General features: G+C 59.2%; 13 protein-coding genes. 7 read left to right on the top strand and 6 right to left on the bottom strand.

The window, feature by feature from the left end:
* Positions 1-128: 128 nt before the first annotated feature.
* Complete coding sequence (locus AC1MEW_RS28235; RefSeq protein WP_480424409.1) at positions 129-1,094, top strand: bile acid:sodium symporter family protein; 966 nt, start codon at positions 129-131, stop codon at positions 1,092-1,094.
* Positions 1,095-1,213: 119 nt separating this feature from the next.
* A complete protein-coding gene (gene sugE / locus AC1MEW_RS28240; RefSeq protein WP_123599434.1) occupies positions 1,214-1,528 on the top strand; it encodes a quaternary ammonium compound efflux SMR transporter SugE in 315 nt (104 codons plus the stop codon).
* 126 nt (positions 1,529-1,654) lie between these two features.
* Here the strand turns inward: sugE and AC1MEW_RS28245 are convergent, their stop codons facing one another.
* From AC1MEW_RS28245 to AC1MEW_RS28260, 4 genes are all read right to left on the bottom strand, one after another.
* Positions 1,655-3,529 carry an MFS transporter gene (locus AC1MEW_RS28245; RefSeq protein WP_201201930.1) on the bottom strand — a complete coding sequence of 625 codons (1,875 nt, stop codon included), beginning with the start codon at positions 3,527-3,529 and terminating at the stop codon, positions 1,655-1,657.
* 97 nt (positions 3,530-3,626) lie between these two features.
* On the bottom strand, positions 3,627-4,778 hold the full coding sequence (locus AC1MEW_RS28250) for a TDT family transporter (RefSeq protein ID WP_322267817.1): 1,152 nt from the start codon (positions 4,776-4,778) through the stop codon (positions 3,627-3,629).
* A 105-nt stretch (positions 4,779-4,883) separates the two neighbouring features.
* On the bottom strand, positions 4,884-5,195 hold the full coding sequence (locus tag AC1MEW_RS28255; RefSeq protein WP_201201928.1) for a cupin domain-containing protein: 312 nt from the start codon (positions 5,193-5,195) through the stop codon (positions 4,884-4,886).
* A 49-nt stretch (positions 5,196-5,244) separates the two neighbouring features.
* Positions 5,245-6,438: an MFS transporter gene (locus tag AC1MEW_RS28260; RefSeq protein ID WP_480424412.1), complete on the bottom strand. Its 1,194-nt coding sequence runs from the start codon at positions 6,436-6,438 to the stop codon at positions 5,245-5,247.
* A gap of 357 nt (positions 6,439-6,795) precedes the next feature.
* Between AC1MEW_RS28260 and AC1MEW_RS28265 the strand changes: the two genes are divergently transcribed.
* Positions 6,796-7,332, top strand: a complete 537-nt coding sequence (locus AC1MEW_RS28265; protein ID WP_201201926.1) for a TetR/AcrR family transcriptional regulator — start codon at positions 6,796-6,798, stop codon at positions 7,330-7,332.
* A gap of 251 nt (positions 7,333-7,583) precedes the next feature.
* Entirely contained in the window at positions 7,584-11,057 is a 3,474-nt protein-coding gene (locus AC1MEW_RS28270) for a hybrid sensor histidine kinase/response regulator (protein WP_480424415.1), read from the top strand.
* A 166-nt stretch (positions 11,058-11,223) separates the two neighbouring features.
* Here the strand turns inward: AC1MEW_RS28270 and AC1MEW_RS28275 are convergent, their stop codons facing one another.
* Together AC1MEW_RS28275 and AC1MEW_RS28280 are read right to left on the bottom strand one after the other, a co-directional pair.
* On the bottom strand, positions 11,224-12,588 hold the full coding sequence (locus AC1MEW_RS28275) for a DNA recombination protein RmuC (RefSeq protein WP_201255961.1): 1,365 nt from the start codon (positions 12,586-12,588) through the stop codon (positions 11,224-11,226).
* 175 nt (positions 12,589-12,763) lie between these two features.
* Positions 12,764-13,087 carry an SEL1-like repeat protein gene (locus tag AC1MEW_RS28280; protein WP_201201922.1) on the bottom strand — a complete coding sequence of 108 codons (324 nt, stop codon included), beginning with the start codon at positions 13,085-13,087 and terminating at the stop codon, positions 12,764-12,766.
* 997 nt (positions 13,088-14,084) lie between these two features.
* Here AC1MEW_RS28280 and AC1MEW_RS28285 point away from each other — a divergent pair.
* The 3 genes from AC1MEW_RS28285 to AC1MEW_RS28295 all read left to right on the top strand — a co-directional run bounded on the left by AC1MEW_RS28285 (position 14,085) and on the right by AC1MEW_RS28295 (position 16,487).
* Complete coding sequence (locus AC1MEW_RS28285) at positions 14,085-14,309, top strand: hypothetical protein (RefSeq protein ID WP_003214941.1); 225 nt, start codon at positions 14,085-14,087, stop codon at positions 14,307-14,309.
* A gap of 277 nt (positions 14,310-14,586) precedes the next feature.
* Positions 14,587-15,069, top strand: coding sequence for a hypothetical protein (locus AC1MEW_RS28290; protein WP_201201921.1), 483 nt, complete (start codon positions 14,587-14,589; stop codon positions 15,067-15,069).
* Positions 15,070-15,215: 146 nt separating this feature from the next.
* Positions 15,216-16,487, top strand: coding sequence for an OmpP1/FadL family transporter (locus tag AC1MEW_RS28295; protein WP_201255957.1), 1,272 nt, complete (start codon positions 15,216-15,218; stop codon positions 16,485-16,487).
* The last annotated feature ends 63 nt before the right edge of the window (positions 16,488-16,550 follow it).

The raw sequence follows: 16,550 nt of genomic DNA on the forward strand, positions 1-16,550 counted from the left end.
TGGGAGCGGGCTTGCTCGCGAAAGCGTCATAACATTCAACATCAATGTTGACTGTCAGTCCGTCTTCGCGAGCAAGCCCGCTCCCACAGTTGTTTTTGTGGTGCTAATTACATAATAAGGATCAGGCCATGCGCGCCCTCGCCGCTTTAAGCCGCTTTGTCGGCAACACCTTCGCTTACTGGGTACTGGTTTTCGCCGTTTTGGCGTTCCTGGAACCTACGTGGTTCATTGGCCTGAAAGGTGCCATCGTCCCACTGCTGGGGCTGGTGATGTTCGGCATGGGCCTGACCCTCAAACTCGAAGACTTCGCCGAAGTCGCTCGCCATCCGTGGCGCGTGGCGTTGGGCGTGGTTGCGCATTTCGTGATCATGCCCGGTATGGCGTGGTTGCTCTGCCAGGCGTTTCACCTGCCGCCGGAAATCGCCGTCGGCGTGATCCTGGTTGGCTGTTGCCCGAGCGGCACTTCGTCCAACGTGATGACCTGGCTGGCTCGCGGCGACCTGGCGCTGTCAGTGGCCATCGCCGCCGTTACCACCCTCCTCGCCCCGCTGCTAACCCCGGCGCTGATCTGGCTGCTGGCTTCTGCATGGTTGCCGGTGTCATTCATGGAGTTGTTCTGGTCGATCCTGCAAGTGGTGCTGCTGCCTATCGTGCTCGGCGTGGTTGCGCAACGGCTGCTCGGCAACAAGGTTCGCCACGCGGTGGAAGTGTTGCCGCTGGTGTCGGTGGTGAGCATCGTGATCATCGTCGCCGCGGTGGTCGCGGCCAGTCAGGCGAAGATTGCCGAATCCGGCTTGCTGATCATGGCGGTGGTGATGCTGCACAACAGCTTCGGCTACTTGCTGGGTTATTTCACCGGGCGCCTGTTTAAGCTGCCGCTGCCCCAGCGCAAATCCCTGGCACTGGAAGTCGGCATGCAGAACTCGGGCTTGGGTGCCGCGCTGGCCAGTGCGCACTTCTCGCCACTGGCCGCGGTGCCAAGCGCGTTGTTCAGTGTGTGGCACAATATTTCCGGGGCGCTGCTCTCGACCTATTTCCGCAGGATGAGCGAGAAAGAAGACCGGGAAGCGGCTGCTCGGCAAGCGACTGAGTAAGCGTAAAACTTGATCCCCGGGTTAATGCTGGGCACTCTATTGCGCAACGCGGGGACGACCTCGCGGCTCGATCGAGTCATTAATCTGGGGACGACCCCGTCAATCGATGGAGGTCTCTCATGTCTTGGATCATTCTGTTTTTCGCCGGCCTGTTCGAAGTCGGCTGGGCCGTCGGCCTGAAATACACTGACGGCTTTAGCCGCCCGCTCCCCACTGCATTAACCGTCGCCGCCATGGCTATCAGCCTTGGTTTACTGGGCCTTGCCATGAAGGAATTGCCGCTGGGCACGGCCTACGCAATCTGGACCGGCGTGGGGGCCGTGGGTACGGTGATCGCTGGGATTATTCTGTTTGGGGAATCCATGGCGTTGTTCAGGCTGGCCAGTGTGGCGTTGATTATTGCCGGGTTGGTTGGACTCAAGATCAGCGCCTGATCTTTCGACCGCTATCGCGAGCAAGCTCGCTCCCACAGTGGATGGATGGTGTGCCTACTATTTGTGACACAACACATTTCCCTGTGGGAGCGAGCTTGCTCGCGATGAGGCCCGCCCAGTCACTAACTACCTGACAGTCCCGCGCAACTCCCCAACCAACGCCTGCAATGCGGCCGGTTCCGCCACTTCAACGGCCACCGCCGGCCCCGCCACCAACGTCACCCGCGACCACAACCGGTGAAACAAGCCTTTGCCCGGATCGCGGCTGAAGAAACTCCCCCACAACCCTTGCAACGCCAGCGGAATCACCGGCACCGGTGTCTCTTCGAGAATCCGCGTCAGCCCGCCCTTGAACTCGTTGATCTCACCGTCAGCGGTCAGTTTTCCTTCAGGGAAGATGCATACCAACTCACCGTCCTTCAGATACTGGGCAATCCGCTTGAAGGCTTTTTCGTAAATCTGAATGTCTTCCTGCCGTCCGGCGATAGGAATAGTCCCAGCGGTGCGGAAGATAAAGTTCAGCACCGGCAGGTTGTAGATTTTGTAATACATCACAAAGCGAATCGGCCGACGCACAGCACCGCCAATCAGCAAGGCATCGACGAAGGACACATGGTTGCACACCAGCAGCGCCGCGCCTTCATCGGGAATCAGGTCCAGGTTGCGGTGCTCCACGCGGTACATGGAATGGCTGAGCAGCCAGATCATGAAGCGCATGCTGAACTCGGGAACGATGCTGAAGATGTAGGCGTTGACGCCGATGTTCAGCACTGACACCACCAGGAACAGCTCCGGGATCGACAGCTTGACCACGCTCAGCAGCACGATCGAGACAATCGCCGAGACCACCATAAACAGTGCGTTGAGAATGTTGTTGGCGGCAATTACCCGCGCCCGTTCGTTCTCGGCGGTGCGCGACTGAATCAGCGCGTACAGCGGCACGATGTAGAAACCACCGAAAACCCCGAGCCCGAGGATGTCGATCAACACCAGCCAGGTGTGGCCAAAACCAAGCACTTCGATCCAGCCATGGCCAGTCACGCTGTCCGGAATTCCGCCGGAATGCCACCACAGCAGCAAGCCAAACACCGTCAGACCAAACGAGCCGAACGGCACCAGACCAATCTCGACTTTGCGCCCGGAGAGTTTCTCGCAAAGCATCGAACCGAGGGCGATACCGACCGAGAACACGGTCAGGATCAGCGTCACCACGGTCTCGTCGCCGTGCATCCATTCCTTGGCGTAGGCCGGGATTTGCGTCAGGTAAATCGCCCCGACAAACCAGAACCACGAGTTGCCGACAATCGAGCGCGACACCGCCGGGGTTTGCCCCAGGCCCAGTTTCAAAGTGGCCCAGGACTGAGTGAAAATATTCCAGTTCAGGCGCATCTCCGGCGAAGCGGCCGCCGCGCGAGGAATGCTGCGACTGGCCAGGTAACCGAGCACCGCGACACCGATGATCGCCGTGGAGACGAGGGGCGCGTAGTGACCGGACGACATCATGATCCCGGCACCGATGGTGCCGGCGAGAATCGCCAAAAAGGTGCCCATTTCCACCAGGCCGTTGCCACCGACCAACTCATCTTCACGCAAGGCCTGGGGCAGGATCGAATACTTAACCGGCCCGAACAGCGCCGAGTGCGTGCCCATGGCGAACAACGCCACCAGCATCAGCGACAGGTGATCGAACAGGAAACCGACCGCGCCCACCGACATGATGGCGATTTCGCCAAGCTTGATCAGACGAATCAGCGCGTCCTTGGCGAATTTTTCCCCAAACTGCCCGGCCAGTGCCGAGAACAGGAAAAACGGCAGGATGAACAACAGCGCGCACAAGTTGACCCAGATCGAACGATCACCGTCGATGGTCAATTTGTACAGAATGGCGAGGATCAGCGACTGTTTGAAGATGTTGTCGTTGAAGGCCCCAAGGGACTGTGTCACGAAAAACGGCAGAAAACGCCGGGTGCGGAGCAAGGTGAACTGTGAGGGATGACTCATCTTCCGTGTGTCCCTGATTGGCGTTGAGAGTGGCTTGGATACTGTTATTGGAATATCGAACGTGGATCCAGGCCACACATTACCTAATCTTTGCAGGTTATTTCTTTAATCCTGCAATACAAGGCGAGACAAACAGCTCTCCGCGCCATGCGCCCTGCACTGTCCGCTTGCCGACGATCAGCCACATCACGGTCAACAACGCCACCAATACGCCGCCAAACACACTGAAAAACATCAGGTTCAAAGTGCTGGCCAGCTTCAGCGTGGCCAGGGAATAAACACCCAACGGGAAGGTAAAACCCCACCAGCCAAGGTTGAACGGGATGCCGGCGCGCAGGTAACGCACGGTGATCAGCACCGCGATCAGCATCCACCAGAGCCCGAAGCCCCACAGCGTGATCCCGGCCACTAGGCCTAGCCCCGCGGCGATTTCACCAATACCTGGCAAACCGTTGGCGGCAAAGATCGCTGGCGCATCGGCGCCCAGCAGCAACATACCAAGCGCCCCGGTACCAATCGGCCCAAGCGCCAACCAGCTCGATGCGGCCATGTTCTCGTGAGGCAATTTATGCAGCGCCATGCGCAGCAACAGGATGGTCAAAATGCTGAACGCCACCGGCAGGGAAAATGCCCACAGCACGTAGCTGGTAACCAGCACCACCAGTTGTGAATGGGCTCCGACCAAGTGCGGCGCCAACAGACCACCGCTGGCGGCCGCCACTTCTGCGGCCACTACCGGCAACAGCCAGACAGCGGTCATCTGGTCGATGCTGTGTTCCTGGCGGGTAAACATCATGTACGGGATCAGCACGCCGCAGGCCAGAGACATCGCCACATCCAGCCACCACAGCACTTCGGCGATCTGAATCACCCCATCGCCCCAACGCGGCAAACCGAACAGCAGAAAACCATTGATGATGGTCGCCAGGCCCATGGGAATGGTGCCGAAAAACATCGAAACCGTGGAGTGCCCGAAAATCCGCCGCGCTTCATCGAAGAACAACACCCAGCGAGCGGCATACAACCCAGTGAACAATACAAACAGAAGGATGTTGAACAGCCACAGGGCTTCGGCAACCGCGTGCACACCGGGAATCGCGACCGGCAATTGCGCCAGCGCCAGAGCGAGCACGCCGGTACCCATGGTGGCGGCGAACCAGTTCGGGGTGAACTGGCGAATCGCTTCCAGCGGGCGTGGTAGATGACTGAAAGGTTTGAAACCGGGTTTGGCAGTGTTGGGGCATGTCATGGCGAACTCCTGTCCTCTGGTGAGGTGGAACCCATGGTAGAACTGAATCGAATATCTATATAACGGGTAATATCTCTAACTGTTATCTGTTTTGCAGATACAGGCCTATACGCTGCCTTCAGACTCGATCACCAGAATCCGCGCCGCACCCAGCGGATGCGCCACATGCTCGGTGCCTACCGACGCATAAAAAATATCGCCGACGTCGAGCAATGCCTGCTGCTCGATGCCCTCTTCACGATAGTGCATCTGCACTTGGCCATCGAGCACGACGAACACTTCCTGACCATCGTTGACGTGCCACTTGTACGGTTGGTCGGTCCAGTGCAAACGGGTGGTGATGCCGTTCATGTTGGCGATGTCCAGTGCGCCCCAGGCACGCTCGGCGGTGAAGGATTTGCTGCGAATGATCTTCATCGTACGGTCCGTCGAAATGAATAGTGAATGGCGGTGCCAAGGCTATCGGTCAGCGAACATCGGCGCCACAGACTTTCACAGACCGCTGGCGCACCAAGCCCAGCAATGCCCCCACCGCCAGGACGATCAGCACTGCGCCATAACCATTGGTGGTCGCGATCAGCCCAAAGCTGCGGGTCAAAGTCCCGGCCAGCAACGACGGCAAGCAAAAAGCCAGGTAACTCAGCGCATAAAACGCCGACATCAACCCGGCCCGCTCATGGGGCAAGGCCAACGGCACCAGGGTGCGCACCGCGCCGAGGAAACCGGCACCGAAACCGCAGCCGGCGATGAGGGTGCCGATGAAAAACAGCGGCAGACTGGCGATGTGAACAGCGACCAGAATCAGCGCGACACCTGCCGGCAATAAACTGGCGCCCAGGCGTAACACCTTGACCGCCGGCCGATTGCGCGAGGTGTAGATCATCAGCGCACCGGTGAGCGTCAACGCTGCGACCGTCGCGCCGCCAATCAGGTTTGAAGTCGAGCCGGTGGCTGTCCGCATCAATGATGGCGCCAATGAAGCGAAGAAACCGCCTAGCGCCCACACCGCGGTGTTGATCGGCAGCACCGACCACAAGGCCCGCCGCGCCTGGACTGGCACATGCAAGGTCGGGCGCAGCGAAGCCCAGGCACCCGGCTGCCGACTGACACTTTCCGGCAGGCGCCAGACGTACAGTGCTTGCAGCACAAACAGCCCGAACAATACCCAAAAAGTCAGTTGCAACGGCAGCGGCGCAAACTCGGCCAGCAAACCGCAGCCCATCGCCCCCGCCGCCATGCCCAGCAACGGAGCAACACTGTTGACCAATGGACCTTGCTGGCGGTCGGTATCCAGCAGCGCGGCACTCAAAACCGCCGTGGCCATCCCGGTAGCAAAGCCCTGAAGCACCCGGGCACTGATCAGCCAGGCGACGCTGTCGGCATTGATAAACAGCAACATCGCGAGCATGTTCAGCAATAGCGCGGTGAAAATCACCGGTTTACGCCCGAGGAAATCCGAGAGTGAGCCGACGGTCAACAGCGCCGCCAGCAAGCTGAGAGCGTACACGCCGAAAATCAGGGTCAGGGTCGCTGCCGAGAAATGAAGGCGTTCCTGATACAGGTGATACAACGGCGTCGGCGCAGTGGAGGCGGCGAGAAAACTGAGTAAAGTGATCGCCAGAAACCACAGGCTCGATCGGTTTGAGGTTGGATGAGGCATGGGCACACTCCACAAAAGCTAAGTTTTTGCTTTTGCGGAGTGTGCTACTCGCTAGCGCTTAAAGCAAATTCTTTGTGTTAAGGTCCGCCGCATGGCTATTAGGGACCTGTCATCACTTATTTCCTGCGTCGCGTTGCCACCTGAAAGCTGGCCAGGCAAGGCGCAGTCCGTAGGTAATGTCGTTTCCTTGCCAAGGACTGCAACGCAGCATGGCCAGCTTTCAGGTGGCAACCCGAAGGGCCGGGCCTGCTGTTGCGCAGGCCTGCGTTGCTCGTCGTTCATTTGGAAAAACCAAACCACACTCCTCGCGCCTTGGCCTGCGCAACAGCAGACCCGGCGCGACGCAGGAAATAAGTGATGACAGGTCCTAGTTTACGCCCAGGTGGCCGCAGTGCCAGGGTGCAAGAGTCGATTCATTCGGCGGTCCGCGCGCTCCTCGAAGAGCAGGACCGCGCGAGCGTGACCGTGCCGCAAATCGCCGCGCGCGCGGGGGTTACGCCGTCGACAATCTATCGGCGCTGGGGCGATCTGTCGGTGTTGCTGGCGGATGTCGCCCTCGCCCGCCTGCGCCCCGACAGCGAGCCGGCCAACACCGGCAGCCTGCGCGGTGATGTGCGGGCCTGGGCCGAGCAGTATCTGGACGAAATGAGCTCCGAGCCTGGCCGCAACATTTTGCGCGATGTGCAATGCAGCGCAACGCCGGGCTATTGCGTGACCATCATTGGCGCGCAGTTGCAGACGATTCTGGATCGTTACCCGGATCAGCCCAAGCCGAGCGTTGATCGGCTGATCAACATGGTGGTGGCGCCGACGGTGTTTCGCATCCTGTTCTCGGCGGCGGCGCTGGAGGTTGAGGAGTTGCATCGGTTGATCGAGATTGCGTTGAGTCAGTGATACCGCCATTCGCGAGCAAGCCCGCTCCCACATTGGCTCTTGGGTGTTCACAATTTATGTGTTCACAGAAGATCCAATGTGGGAGCGGGCTTGCTCGCGAAGGGGCCAGTGAACACAGCCCACCTGCAACTGACACAAAGCCTGCGACACCCCGCCACGCCACGACCTTGGTCGACACTGACGAACCCCGGCCATCGTGCGAGACTGTCTGACCGGGCAGGAGTCCCGGATGTCTTTTGTCTGGAGTTTCCATGTCGCTGTCCAGCGGGCTGATCGCCGCCGTTGCCCTGGCCTATATGGCCATCATGTTCGCCATCGCCTTCTACGGCGACCGTCGCAGCGCGCCGTTGCCGCCGCGTGTGCGTGCCTGGGTCTACAGCCTGTCGCTGGCCGTGTATTGCACCAGTTGGACGTTCTTTGGTGCCGTGGGCCAGGCCGCCGAACAGCTTTGGTCATTCCTGCCGATCTACCTCGGGCCGATCCTGCTGTTGGTGTGCGCGCCGTGGGTCCTGCAAAAAATGGTGATGATCAGCAAGCAGGAGAACATCACCTCCATCGCCGACTTTATCGCCGCGCGCTATGGCAAGTCGCAGTCGCTGGCCGTGGTGGTGGCGCTGATTTGCCTGGTCGGCGTGTTGCCCTACATCGCCTTGCAGCTCAAGGGCATCGTGCTCGGGGTGAACCTGCTGATCGGAGCCGGTGCCGACGCCATGGGCACCCGCGCCCAGGACACGGCGCTGATCGTCTCGCTGGTGTTGGCGCTGTTCACCATCGTATTTGGTACGCGCAACCTCGACGCCACCGAACACCACCGCGGCATGGTGCTGGCGATTGCTTTTGAATCACTGGTCAAGCTGTTCGCTTTTCTGGCGGTCGGCGCGTTCGTGACCTACGGCTTATACGACGGTTTCGACGACCTGTTCGACCAAGCCATGCTCGCCCCGCGCCTGGAAGAGTATTGGAAGGAAACCATCAACTGGCCTTCGATGGTGGTGCAAACCGGCGTCGCAATGATGGCGATCATCTGCCTGCCACGACAGTTCCACGTCACGGTAGTGGAGAACATCGAACCTCAGGATTTGCGCCTGGCCAAGTGGGTGTTCCCGGCCTACCTGGCATTGGCGGCGCTGTTTGTAGTCCCTATCGCGCTGGCCGGTCAGATGTTGCTGCCGAGCTCGGTGCTACCGGACTCTTTCGTCATCAGCCTGCCCCTCGCCCAGGCCCACCCGGCGCTGGCGTTGCTGGCGTTTATCGGCGGAGCTTCGGCGGCCACCGGCATGGTGATCGTGGCCAGCGTGGCGCTGTCGACCATGGTCTCCAACGACATGTTGTTGCCGTGGCTGCTGCGCCGCAACAACGCCGAGCGACCGTTCGAAGTGTTCCGCCAGTGGATGCTCTCGGTGCGCCGGGTGAGCATCGTGGTGATTTTGCTGCTCGCCTACGTCAGCTATCGCCTGCTCGGCTCTACCGCCAGCCTGGCGACCATCGGCCAGATCGCCTTCGCCGCCGTGACCCAATTAGCCCCAGCCATGCTCGGTGCGCTGTACTGGAAACAGGCCAACCGTCGCGGCGTATTTGCCGGGCTCGCCACCGGGACGCTCCTCTGGTTCTACACGTTGATTTTGCCAATTACCGCCCTCAGCCTGGGTTGGTCGCTAAGTAGTTTTCCCGGACTGGCCTGGCTGCACAGCAACCCACTGCACTTGCCCATCACCCCACTGACCCAAGGCGTGGTGCTGTCGCTGGCGGGCAACTTCACTCTGTTCGCCTGGGTCTCGGTGCTGTCACGCACACGAGTGTCAGAGCACTGGCAGGCTGGCCGGTTCATTGGTCAGGAAATCAGCGCCCGGCCCAGCGCTCGCTCGATGCTTTCGGTGCAAATCGACGATCTGCTGCAACTGGCCGCACGTTTTGTCGGTGAAGAACGCGCCCGCCAAAGCTTTATCCGCTTCGCCTACCGCCAGGGCAAAGGCTTCAATCCGAACCAGAACGCCGACGGTGAATGGATCGCCCATACCGAACGCTTGCTGGCCGGTGTCCTCGGCGCATCTTCGACGCGTGCTGTAGTAAAAGCCGCCATCGAAGGTCGGGAAATGCAGCTTGAGGACGTCGTCCGTATCGCCGACGAAGCGTCGGAAGTTTTGCAATTCAACCGCGCCTTGCTGCAAGGGGCGATCGAGAACATCACCCAGGGCATCAGCGTGGTCGACCAGTCGCTGAAACTGGTGGCCTGGAACCGGCGTTACCTGGAGTTGTTCAACTACCCGGACGGCTTGATCAGCGTCGGTCGGCCGATTGCCGACATCATTCGCTACAACGCCGAGCGCGGGCTGTGCGGTCCCGGCGAAGCGGAAGTCCACGTCGCCCGCCGCCTGCACTGGATGCGTCAGGGTCGTGCCCACACCTCTGAACGACTTTTCCCCAATGGTCGTGTGATTGAGCTGATCGGCAACCCGATGCCCGGCGGCGGTTTCGTCATGAGTTTCACCGACATCACCGCGTTCCGCGAGGCCGAGCAGGCATTGACCGAGGCCAACGAAGGCCTGGAGCAACGGGTGACCGCACGTACCCACGAACTCTCGCAACTCAACGTCGCCCTGACCGAAGCCAAAGGCACCGCCGAGTCGGCCAACCAGTCTAAAACCCGCTTTCTGGCGGCAGTCAGCCATGACTTGATGCAACCGCTGAACGCCGCGCGATTGTTCTCTGCGGCCCTGACTCATCAGGATGATGGCTTGTCCAGCGAAGCACAGAAGCTGATCCAGCACCTGGACACTTCACTGCGTTCCGCCGAGGACTTGATCAGCGACTTGCTGGACATTTCCCGCCTGGAAAACGGCAAGATCAACCCGGATCCCAAGCCGTTCGTGCTTAATGAACTGTTCGACATCCTCGGCGCCGAGTTCAAGGCACTGGCGCAGGAACAAGGGCTGAAATTCCGTCTGCGCGGCAGCACGTTGCGGGTCAACAGCGACATCAAGCTGTTGCGCCGGATCCTGCAGAACTTCCTGACCAACGCGTTCCGTTATGCCAAAGGCCCGGTGCTGCTGGGGGTTCGGCGGCGAAACGGCGAACTGTGCCTGGAAGTCTGGGACCGTGGCCCAGGGATACCGGAAGATAAACAGAAAGTGATTTTCGAAGAGTTCAAACGCCTCGACAGCCACCAGACCCGCGCCGAGAAAGGCCTGGGTCTGGGCTTGGCGATTGCCGATGGGTTGTGTCGGGTGCTGGGCCATACCTTGCGCGTGCGTTCCTGGCCAGGGCATGGCAGCGTGTTCAGCGTCAGCGTGCCGCTGGCTAGGGCGCAGACTGTAGCGGCGCCGCATAACGTCACCGAACTGAACGGTAAATTGCCGACGGGCGCGCAGGTGCTGTGCATCGATAACGAGGACAGCATCCTGATCGGCATGAACAGCCTGCTGACGCGCTGGGGTTGCCAGGTCTGGACCGCGCGCAACCGTGAAGAGTGTGCCGCATTGCTCGGCGATGGTGTACGGCCGCAGTTGGCACTGGTGGATTACCACCTGGACGACGGTGAAACCGGAACCGAGTTGATGGCCTGGCTGCGTACCCGTTTGGGTGAACCGGTTCCGGGCGTGGTGATCAGTGCGGATGGGCGGCCGGAGACGGTGGCGCAGGTGCATGCGGCGGGGTTGGATTATCTGGCGAAACCGGTGAAGCCGGCGGCGTTGCGGGCGTTGTTGAGTCGGCATTTGCCGTTGTAAATGAGGCCTACGGGCCAACCCAAAACCTGTGGCGAGGGAGCTTGCTCCCGTTGGGCTGAGAAGCAGCCCCCAAATGCTGCCACTTTGGCTGTCAGGCATACCGCGCTGCCTGCTTTGCGGCTGCTGCGCAGCCGAGCGGGAGCAAGCTCCCTCGCCACAAAAGCAGTTACTCCGGCAACTCGGCCAAGCCATCCACATCGGTCATTGCCCGCTCCAGTAAATCCGCCGGCAAGCTCTTGCTCGCCCGCGCCCCGAGCAGCTTCAGTTGCTCGCTGCGACTGACCAGATTACCGCGCCCTTCTGTCAGCTTATTGCGCGCCGAGCTGTAGGCTTTATCCAGCTGCTGCAAGCGATTGCCCACCTCGTCCAGATCCTGGATGAACAGCACAAACTTGTCGTACAGCCATCCGGCTCGCTCGGCGATTTCCCGGGCGTTCTGAGTCTGACGCTCTTGCTTCCACAGGCTGTCTATGACCCGCAACGTGGCGAGCAACGTGGTCGGGCTGACGATCACGATGTTGCGGTCAAAGGCCTCCTGAAACAGCGTCGGCTCGGCTTGCAATGCCGCTGAAAACGCGGCTTCGATAGGCACGAAAAGCAGAACGAAATCCAGGCTATGCAAGCCATCCAGTCGCTTGTAATCCTTGCCGGACAGCCCTTTGACGTGATTACGCAGCGACAGCACGTGCTGCTTGATGGCGACCTGGCCGATGGCATCGTCTTCGGCCGCCACGTATTGCTGATAAGCCGTGAGACTGACCTTGGAGTCGACCACCACCTGCTTGTCGCCGGGCAAATAAATGATGACGTCCGGCTGGAAACGCTCGCCGTCCGGGCCTTTGAGGGTGACCTGAGTCTGGTACTCACGGCCCTTCTCCAGGCCCGCGTGCTCAAGCACTCGCTCAAGAATCAGTTCACCCCAGTTGCCTTGGGTTTTCTGGCCTTTCAAGGCCCGGGTCAGGTTGGTGGCTTCGTCACTCAGGCGCAGGTTCAACTGCTGCAGGCGCTCCAGTTCCTTGGCCAGGGAAAAGCGTTCTCGCGCCTCGGCCTGGTAACTTTCTTCGACGCGTTTTTCGAAGGACTGGATGCGTTCCTTCAACGGATCGAGCAACTGCCCCAGGCGCTGCTGACTGGTCTCGGCGAAACGCTGCTCGCGCTCGTCGAAGATTTTCCCCGCCAGCTCGGCGAACTGCGCCCGCAGCTCGTCGCGCGAGCCCTGGAGGTCGTTGAGGCGCTGCTGATGGCTTTCCTGTTGCTCACGCAGCTCGGCGTTGAGGGATGCAGCCTGCGCGTCGAGGCGACGCAACTCAGCCTCTTTGCCGGCGCGCTCGATATTCCAGGCGTGGGACGCGTCGCGGGCATCGTCGCGCTCGATTTGCAGCAACTCGACTTCACGGCGTACAGCGGCCAGGTCGGCCTGCTTGGCGGAATTGGCCTGGCTCAGGTCGCCGATTTCGTCGCGGCACGCATCGAGCTGGGCGTTCAAACCGTCCTGAGCCAATTGGGCCGTGGCCAACCGCTCTTCCAGCAACGCCACGTCGGCCTGCCCGGCGCTCGCCCGGCGCTGGATTTGCCAGGCCAGTGCCAGCAATGGCAATGCAGCGCCCGCCAGACCGAGCAATATGCTGGTCAAGTCCATAGCCATAGCCACTCCTGCCGATGAGATAAAGCTTGAAGGTTAACCAAGGCGTCAGGTCTTGGACAGCTCAGTCTTCGATCAACCCCAGTTCCTGCTGAGCGCGACGGTCACCTGCGCGGGCGGCCTGACGCAGCAAATCGTGGCCGATGCGCCGATCCCGCGCATTGCCACACTCGCGGCACATCAACTGCCCCAGACGACTTTGGGCGGCCACCACGCCTTCCCGGGCCGGTTGCTTGAGCAAGCGTCCGGCAAAGTGTTTGACGTTGGGGTTATCGCCCAGGCGCGGACTGTCCAGTAGCCACTCGGCCACACGCATGGAAAAGCGCTTGGGTGGGGTAACAGGAGGGGGCGTGTCGGTAACAGAGGTTGATACTGAGCGAAACTTCATAAAGCACTGTGGGGCAGATCGGAAGGCGCGCCACTCTACTCTTTTTTTCCTACAGGTAAAGTCGAAAAAAACCCGGCACGCCCGTCCTAGAGCAAGCGCTCGGGACAATCCACAGAAGCTGTGGATAACTCAGTGGACAACCGCCCTTGAACTCTCGCAAAGCCCTGTGGAATGGGGCTCGCAGTCAAACTGACGATTTTTTCACCAGTTAAAAAAAGCGATGTTTTTCATTGACTTAAATTTTCATTACAGGCACCCACTGCGTTTGAAGCCAACGTGACAGTGGCGTGACAACCTGCGCAACTAATGTGCACAAGTACCTTTGCGGCGGTTATATCAATGCGCTTTTTCGGCGCGTTTTGCAGACCAGGCCTGGGGATAAGCCGTGACAAACTCCTGATCCAGACCCATTCAGGGCCATGCCAGCGCGGCGACAAACGGTAAAAACCTCGGCGATTACAGGGCAAGCCCAGTGTTTACATCCCTCGAAGCGCTTGGCGAAAGCACCTAAAAGGCCCTGCACAAGATCTTTTTTTGCTAACACACTTCCTTTCTAAAATTCAATCAGTTAGTATCCGCGGCGTTAGTACCAAGCTGAAAGTCAATTCTGGTCGAACAAATCCCCACGGTCAGCCTTCCCTGAGAAGCCTCCACCGACAAAGCGGGATCGACCACCTCGATGGTTTCCAGGTAAACCTTGCGTCAACACTGCCTTTGAAATGAAAGCAAAGGGTGTTGCGAAGCTCACTTACTCTGACCGAACCAGCCTGCAAATTGATCAGGATCTTCACCCCGGGCCCAGAACCTTTGCCCTTGATGTGTTGCCTGCCCTCCTAAGTACCTACCTGCCAGCCCAAGCGCGCCAATTATCAGCGCTTCAAACTGGCTGCTTTGTTCCAGTCGGGTTCTTCGTTCGACCAATGGTGGTCGTCGTCACTGGAACGTTTTAATTTTGCACGGATCTTATCCGTGTCGCTTGTAGGAACACCCAATAACTATGTCTACTCAAATCCACACTCAGGATGCCATTCGCACCCTAACTAACGCTTTTGCACCAATGAACTGCCTGATCATGGCCGCTCGCAAAGGCTGCTTCAGCTTCACTCTGGTCAACGAACACGGCATCGCTCGTCACAGCGAACGCCTGTACCCCGATCAATACTCCAGCGCTGAACCGCTGCAGGCCGTGATCGATCGTACTCGCCAGGCACTGGTTGCCTGAGACGCCAGAAAGACTGAAAACCTCAAAAGCCCTGCTCAAAAAGCAGGGCTTTTTATTGCCTGATATTTCTCTTTTTACCCTCAACGCTTAAGCACTAACCGATATAACGGTTATAACTGCCTGCCGGAAATATTTTAAAAACAGTCCTTTACAGCGCGAATATGACACTACACTTCAACTCAAGCGGCTTGATCCGCTTCCGGCGAGCCTGAGTCGATTCACTGCTGCCAAGCCCCCCCTTCAGGTGTCGCCGCCCATTTCATGTTTCGAGGGCTTTATGGGTATCGCTGCCAGCGAACTGTGCCGTTATGTGATCCGCCCGACATTGATTTACCTCGGGCGCCATAGCGCAACTGCCGAATCCCTGCTGCTGGGCATCGCCGCCAGCCAGTCAGCCCTTGGCTCCGCCCTGCATGACCGCCGTGGACACGGCCTGTACCGAATCGCCGAGCCCCGTCACCGGGCACTCTGGGATGACTACCTGGCACTGGACCCGGAGCGGGCGAGCCTGGTTCGTGGCCTGGCCAGCCAGCACGCCTTTTTAAGCAGTCCGCACCTGGAATTGACCGTCAACCTGCGCTACGCCACGGCCATCGCCTGGCTGTTAGTAGAAGAACAAAACACTCCCCTCCCTGACCCCGACGATGTGCTGGGAATGGCCCGAATATGGCGCCAGACCTTTCAACCGCAAGGACGCCTTCGCGATTTTACCTGCGCCTGGCAAACCTGTGTTTCATCCCTGAATCAAGTCGCTTGCTGACCGGCCCGTTTCACAAGATCTTGCAACAGGTCGCGAATCTGGTCGGATTGTCCTACAAAAGCGCTCTAACTCAACCCATACAGGCTATAGCGCCGAGACGAAAATCTTGGTAATTTTCGCCCCGGTGATCACCAGGAGTTCTAATAATGAAAAAAGTAATGCTCAAAACCACCCTTAGCCTCGCCGTTGCCTTGGCATCCACCCAAATTTTCGCAGCTGGCTTTGCCATCAACGAACAAAGTATCAGCGGGATGGGTACAGGTTTTGCCGGGCGATCTTCCTCTGCCGATGACGCAAGCACAATTTATGGCAACCCTGCCGGCATGTCCCGCATCAAGCGGGAACAAGTTACCGGCGGTTTTGCAATGCTCGACGCGCACACCGATATCAGCCAAGCCAGCTCCAGCCCGAACAGCGGCACCAACAAAGGTGACATGGTTCCGTTCATCGCCGTGCCGATGGGCTACTACGTCAAGCCTATCGATGATCATTGGGCATTCGGTATCGGTGTTTACGCACCGTTCGGCCTGGTAACCGACTATGAAAGCAACTTTGCCGGCCGTTACTTCGGCAGCAAGAGCGACGTTAAAGTCGTGACCATGCAGCCGACTGTCAGCTACGCCTTCAACGACAAGGTGTCCATCGGTTTCGGCCCGACCATCAACCGCATCGACGGCACCCTGGAATCGAACCTGTCGGTCACTCAGGCAGCGCCGGATGGCCAGGTCAAGATCAAAGGTAACGATACCGCTCTGGGCTACAACATCGGGATATTGGCTCAGTTGACCGACAGCACTCGCGTCGGCCTGACCTATCACTCGAAAGTGAAGTACAAGCTCGAAGGTGACACTAAGGTCTACTACGGCTTGTTGGCTGCCGTACAGCAAAACCCAAACCAAAAGTACGACGCCTCGCTGGGCTTGACCACGCCTGAATCTGTGGACTTCTCGGTCACTCACCAGATCGACGACAAGTGGACCGTCTACGCGGGCAGCACCTGGACTCGCTGGAGCCGCCTGCAAGAAATCACTGTCAACAACAAAGATGTTCCGGCTGGCCTGAGCAGTCAATTCGGTACCATCACCGAAGAACAAAACTGGCACGACACCTGGGCTCACGCCATCGGTGCCTCGTATCAGCTGAACAAGGAATGGGTACTGCGTACCGGTCTGTCGGTTGACCAGTCGCCAACCAACAACGTCGATCGCTCCCCGCGCATCCCGACAGGTGATCGCAAAGCGATCAGCTTCGGCGCCGGTTGGAGCCCGACTGATGACCTGACCATCGACCTCGCGTACTCGTACCTGCGTGAAGAGTCCGTCCAGGTTGCCAACAGCAATGCCCAAGGCCAGACCTACAACGCCAAGTATCAAAACTGGGCGAGCGGTTTCGGTGTAGGCGCAACCTACCGCTTCTGATGATTCACGGCGAGGTTCACGCCTCGCCACCTGAATCAAAAAAAGCCCCGCTCTCTTGCACAG

The sequence above is a fragment of the Pseudomonas sp. ASL4 genome (genome assembly GCF_056680395.1).